The organism is Acetobacter persici (assembly GCF_018256955.1).
GTDB lineage: Bacteria > Pseudomonadota > Alphaproteobacteria > Acetobacterales > Acetobacteraceae > Acetobacter > Acetobacter persici.
On record NZ_JAERKU010000027.1, the window covers coordinates 1 to 5,511 of the forward strand.

Annotated in this window: 6 protein-coding genes; 1 reads left to right on the forward strand and 5 read right to left on the reverse strand. The window is 53.0% G+C overall.

Features of this window, described 5'->3' with window-relative positions; translation table 11 throughout:
• From JK199_RS16105 to JK199_RS15610, 3 genes are all read right to left on the reverse strand, one after another.
• On the reverse strand, positions 1–241 hold a 241-nt coding region (locus JK199_RS16105), incomplete at its 3' end, for a helix-turn-helix domain-containing protein (RefSeq protein WP_212377647.1).
• A gap of 1,025 nt (positions 242–1,266) precedes the next feature.
• Positions 1,267–1,806: a hypothetical protein gene (locus JK199_RS15605; protein ID WP_212377650.1), complete on the reverse strand. Its 540-nt coding sequence runs from the start codon at positions 1,804–1,806 to the stop codon at positions 1,267–1,269.
• A gap of 2 nt (positions 1,807–1,808) precedes the next feature.
• Positions 1,809–2,111 carry a mobilization protein gene (locus tag JK199_RS15610; RefSeq protein ID WP_212377653.1) on the reverse strand — a complete coding sequence of 101 codons (303 nt, stop codon included), beginning with the start codon at positions 2,109–2,111 and terminating at the stop codon, positions 1,809–1,811.
• 161 nt (positions 2,112–2,272) lie between these two features.
• Between JK199_RS15610 and mobQ the strand changes: the two genes are divergently transcribed.
• Positions 2,273–3,319, forward strand: a complete 1,047-nt coding sequence (mobQ, locus tag JK199_RS15615; protein ID WP_212377656.1) for a MobQ family relaxase — start codon at positions 2,273–2,275, stop codon at positions 3,317–3,319.
• Positions 3,320–3,365: 46 nt separating this feature from the next.
• Here mobQ and JK199_RS15620 read toward each other — a convergent pair whose 3' ends face one another.
• Together JK199_RS15620 and JK199_RS15625 are read right to left on the reverse strand one after the other, a co-directional pair.
• The gene (locus JK199_RS15620; protein WP_342356349.1) at positions 3,366–4,934 is read right to left on the reverse strand and encodes a Hint domain-containing protein; all 1,569 of its coding nucleotides are present in this window, start codon (positions 4,932–4,934) and stop codon (positions 3,366–3,368) included.
• A 333-nt stretch (positions 4,935–5,267) separates the two neighbouring features.
• Positions 5,268–5,511, reverse strand: a 244-nt coding sequence (locus tag JK199_RS15625) for a hypothetical protein (RefSeq protein ID WP_212377662.1), incomplete at its 5' end; no start/stop codon positions are given.

The following is a 5,511-nucleotide window of genomic DNA, read 5'->3' on the forward strand; positions in this document are numbered from 1 at the left end:
GTGCATGGGTGTGCTTAGAGTGTGCGTCACTCTCTTCCTGCACAGTGTGTGCACACTGTGCATGGTGTGTACGTAGCCACGTGTTCAGATCGTCGATTTTGATCCGCCACTGGTTCTTATTATCTCGAAAAGCCTGCAAATCTGTTGATTTTATAGCGCGCATGATTGTCCATCGGGAGACGTCAGCTACTTGTGCGGCCTGTGCAGGGGATAGGTGTGCATGGGTGTGCGAGCTCATCATGCAGGATCGTCGCGGCTAGTGGCTGGTAAGTCGGGTTCCAATCCCTCAAGAGAAGGTTGGGAAGGGGGAGGCATACTGGGACCGGTCGGTAGCTGTCTTTCTCCTGTATACAGGGTCGGAATCCGCTCTAAGGGAGGTTGTGCGCCAATTTCCGATTTATCGGGCTGTTCGTTATCTGAGACCAGAACTGCCGCCGAAAATAAGCTGTAGCGGATGCCATCTCGTGGTCCAGACCACGCTACCCGGTCATTCACGATGTAGGCGTTTGTAGTACCGACCCCGCCAAGCTGACGTACTTCAATCCAATTTTCATCCTTCAGCACGTTAATTGCACGAAGGACCGTATTCCGTGAGCATCCCATCATTCTCTGAAGATTGGGGACACTGGCCACTAAAGCATTGTGTCGTCCCATGTTGCCTACAATGACATGCATGAGTGCAGCTGCTTTTGGGTGCGATCCTATGAGCTTGGCCCATCGTTCATGGGCCGCTCGTTCAGTTTGTACCCACGTTCCACTAGGAGCGGTGGCAAGACCAACGGCTTTTGGCGGAACTTTTGACATGGGACTACCCCGTCTCAATTATGAACAACAGTTGTCAGTAAATGGACATTGAATGTCTAAAATTTCGGATATTGAATGTCAATAATTTGACAAAATTTATCCAAACCAGTCCCATCTAGATGGGACTGGGTAGTCCCATCTAGATGGGACTACCCCCCCCAACTAAGTATCTGAAAAGAAGAGTGATTTTTTATAATCACTTCTATGATCTTAAGAACCGTCCACGAAGCCCACGGGTTCGAGGGGAGCGAACGTATTATAAACGGTAGCGGACCTCGGGTCCTGTGGACCCTCGGGGGCGGATCAAAGGCAAATTATATTCACCCTCTGTCTGGCGTCCTGCGGACGGGCTACGCCGCTTCCGCTCCGCGCTAGCCCAGCCCTGAAACACCCCTCAATTTGGCCCGTAAATGGCTCAGGAATGGGGTGTGTGGTTGTTATGGTGTTTTTTACCAGTGACGGTCAGGGCTGCGCTATAGGCCACATGAGGCCACCACCGGAGGCGGATACGCACCACGTTCCTTTCTGGTCGGTTCTGACCTTGTAACCTTCGATTTTGCACATGCCGAACGCCTGAATCTGGCCCGCCCTGTCCATTTCGTAGGCCATATATCCCGATGGTGACGACACGGCCCATTCCGCCAGCGCGTCCCGTTTCTTGGCTTCCTGCTGCCCCTCAGCGAACCCTTGGGCGTATCCGGCTCGGTTGCCCTTGATGTCACCCAGAAAGGCCGCGCAGAACACGAGCACGATTGCCCCAAACCCGCAGGTGATGAGCAGGGTGCGCCGGTCGGTCTTGATGTAGCTGGTGACGGCCTGCGCAGCTTCTTCAACCCGTTGCGCGGCTTTGGTGCTTTTGGCGTCCAGTGCCTCAAGCTGCTTCGCTAGGGCTGGCAGCTTACCAGAAACGTCCGAATAGGCTTTATTCGACCGCTGGACGGTGTTCTTCAAATCCTCAAACGCACGAAGGCCGAAATCTTCCGTGTCATCCGGCTCACTCATGGTCAGCCCTCATTCTGCACTTGTGCTGGACGGGGTGTGGTGAACCCGTGATCTTGAAAAGCCTTTACGTCCTGCTCACGAGACAACCTCTTAAGGAGGGCATCAATCACGTTCGAGAAGCGGTCATCACCTTCCGCTGCTTTAAGCAGCGCGCCACCCAAGATGATTTTTTGGCGATCTTCTATTTTCCGCTTCTGCCTGTTCTCAGCATTGCGGGCATCTTTCAGGGCGTTCCGTGCCTGCTCAAGCCTCTTTTCAGCTTCAAGAATTCTTGGGGATTTGGTCGGCTGGCTTGTGCTTCTCATGTGTGGGGAACTCCTCTTGAGTGTAACTATACCACAAAATGAGGTTGCCTAAAAACCCTTCATGCCGATAGGTATTAAGGGCGCACTTATGCAAACTCTTCGAGTTTCCGTGCGACAGGGGCAAACCCCTTGCAACCTCATTCTGTCAGTGAGCCAATTCCGTGGCGATCTTCCACCTGTCCGTTAAGACCGTATCGCGTAGCACCGGCAGAAGTGCCGTTGCCGCTGCGGCTTATCGAACCGGGGACACGCTGACCAACGAACGCGATGGACGCCAGCACGACTACGCTAACCGAACCGGGGTTGATGATAGTTTCATCATTGCCCCGGTTGGTTGCGAGTGGGCGCATAATCGCTCGACCTTGTGGAACGCTGCCGAGCAAGCCGAGAAGCGTTCTAACTCGGTGACGGCCCGGGAGTATGTGCTGGCCCTTCCCGCTGAACTGGACGCCAAAGACAGGGCCGACCTTGCGCGGTCTTTTGCCTCTGCTGTGGTCGAGCGTTACGGGGTGGCTGCTGATGTTGCTCTCCATGCCCCCAGTTCTGGTGGTGATGACCGGAACTATCACACCCATATCCTCACCACGACACGGGAAGTCGAACCGGATGGTCTGGGCAAAAAGACCCGCATCCTGGACGCCGCCAAGACGGGTGGCCCGGAGATCGAGAGCCTTCGGGAATTGTGGGCCATGCAGTGCAACGAAGCACTAGAGCGCCACCAGAAGCCCGCCCGCATCGACCACCGCAGCTATGAGCGGCAGGGCGTGGACGAGATACCGACCCTGCATCTTGGCCCGACCAGCACCACGATGGAGCGCAAGCACAAGGCTGAGCAGGAGCGCAAGGGAGAGCCGTACAAGCCCCAAACGTTCAAGGCTCAGGAGAACGAGCGCAGGCGTACCCTGAACGACCATGTGCGGGAAATGGTGCGCGAGCTGGCCGCCACCGTCAGGGACGTGGCGGCGCAGGCCATGGACGCCAAGCGGAAAGGGGTGAATGGCCTTCTGAACGCCTTGCGGGTGAAGGGAAAGCAGGAGGCCGAGGAGCAGGCCAGACGGGCAGCAGAGGCCCGCAGGCGTGAGGAGGAACGCAAGGAAGCCTTGCGTCAGCAGGCCGAGAGGGCCCAGGCCCCAGCGCGAGGCCGTGGGCGAGGACGGGGTGGGCCGTCCCGTTCCCGGGATTACGACAGCGGGCCGGATTTTTTCTGATTCCTAGTGATTCTGCCCTGGAATGTTTCCAGGGCAGAATCACTAATCAGGCTTTCAGGGCTTGATGCTCGGAGATCGTCTCGTTCAGGACGTAGGGACCTGCGGCTCTGACTTCGATTGCCATCAGGGCTAGGGCTCCTGGTGCGCGTTCTCCCAAGGGGAGCAAAGCATTTCCGCTGGTCCAACGCATGGTTCCCTCTTCCACGTTGTTCCAGCCTGGGAGCTGGGCGTCATAGAGGTGATTGGTCAGCGTGCGTGTTCTGTTGCTTTCGAACAGGGTAACCGTTCCAACCAGAACGCCAAGAGAGCGGCGATCATCGATGAACGGTCCGATCACATCACTGGGGCGGCTGGCATTGGAGACGATCCGGACGCTTTCGACCCCGCTGGGGATCATGAACATGACCCGTCCGTTGTTTTGCCGTGCCGGCCGAATGACTGCTCCTGTATTCGTGGTCAGGTGCAGGTCACTATCGTTTGTCAGAGGATGGGCTTCGGCTTGGATCGCAAAACCGGCCTTTTCCGCACGGTTCTCGAGTTTACGAAAAAGAGGCTCAATTGTTTCTCTGGAGACCGTCAGAGGGGCAGTCGCATCGTCCCAATTCAGGTTCCGGCTGCCCCCGATTGAGACGACATTCCCCTTCTGGGAGAAGGTGCGACGGTTTCCGGTATCGAGATAGCTCTCGGTGAGCATGCCATCGGCCATGATGACCGAGTGATCTTCGGTTTCGATGTGGTAGTAATCGTAAGACGTAATGGACTTGTCGAAGAAGATCGAACGGCCGTTCACGAGCATTCGCGCCGGAACAAAATGTCCCTCGAAGAACAGGCAGTGCTCTGCCGTGATTAGCATGTCTTTGAAGGGAACGCCGTCCGAAATTGCGTTCTTGAGAATGCGGACTGGGTAACCTGCCTCGTCATCAGGAAGATGGGAATGAACTTTGCAGTGTGCTTGACCGGCCCAGGTTACACGACGAGGGGTCGCGACCCCATCAACATACGCAATGATCTCATCATCAACGTTGAAGTCTTCAACTGCCTTCGTACCATATGGAGTATTGATTAGAGAGCCTGAAAGAAAACAGATAAGAACAGCATCATTTCCGTCAGGTGAGGAAGATGAAAAGTCTGAGGCAGTATAATAGCTGCCATCTGTTTTTTTAGCTGTATGCAGGTAGGTAAGTATTGCGCCAGAGTTGCTTTTAACTGTTATGACGCCACTACCATCATCAACAAGGCTTATGTTTCCGTAAGCATTTGTAAATGTAATATTGTCTCCAGGGGAAACGTTTGTAAATGTAACGTTACTTAGGCCGTATGCATTCAATGTTACCGTGTTTGTCTTTGTTGTAGTATCTCCGAAATTTATGTTTAGGGGGCCACCATTATAGGCGTTACCATTCTTTATAGATCCGCCATCAATGTTGATAGTTCCAGACATAAGTGTACTTTGATCAAGTACAAGAGAGGTTCCTGTTGAAACAGTAACTGATGATTTTTCGTTTATAGATACGATCTGGAAAGTAACGATTCCATTATTATCTAATACTACATCGCCATCGAATGTGGCATTATTAATGTCACCAGATGGTGAACCCGTAAGAATGGTTGTCACACCAGAAGTTCCAATTGTTCCGCCTTCTTGTGGAACGGAAGACCAATTCTTGGTTACAGATGACATTTACAAAACTCACAAAATTTGTTGATCTGGGGTTATGTTTGGAAACAAGAAACATTGTCAATGCAAAAAAATAACATTTATTAACGTCTGATGGAGGGATGCTTAGAGTCATTTTGGAAAGTCGTGATCTGACGTCTAATTGGCCCGATTGAGCGTGTGCATAAACATCGGGAAATAACGGACTTCAGACATTCTCATGCTAATGTAGTAATCTTCTTACCAACTCATTGGGGCGTCATTGGCTTGTTCCAAAAAGGCTCTTAAATATCACCACAAACGCCACCATTTTCTCGGAGATGTTTCTGTTAGTTTTTGCGCTAGGTTGCGCCAGTGATCACGGTCAACTTCGATAGTTGCTCGAAGCGTCCTTTCGGCTTCGAGTTCAGCCTTCATGCGTACCAATTCCAGAGTGTCTTGGGTGATTGGATTAGGGTGTGCATGGGTGTGCTTAGAGTGTGCGTCACTCTCTTCCTGCACAGTGTGTGCACACTGTGCATGGTGTGTACGTAGC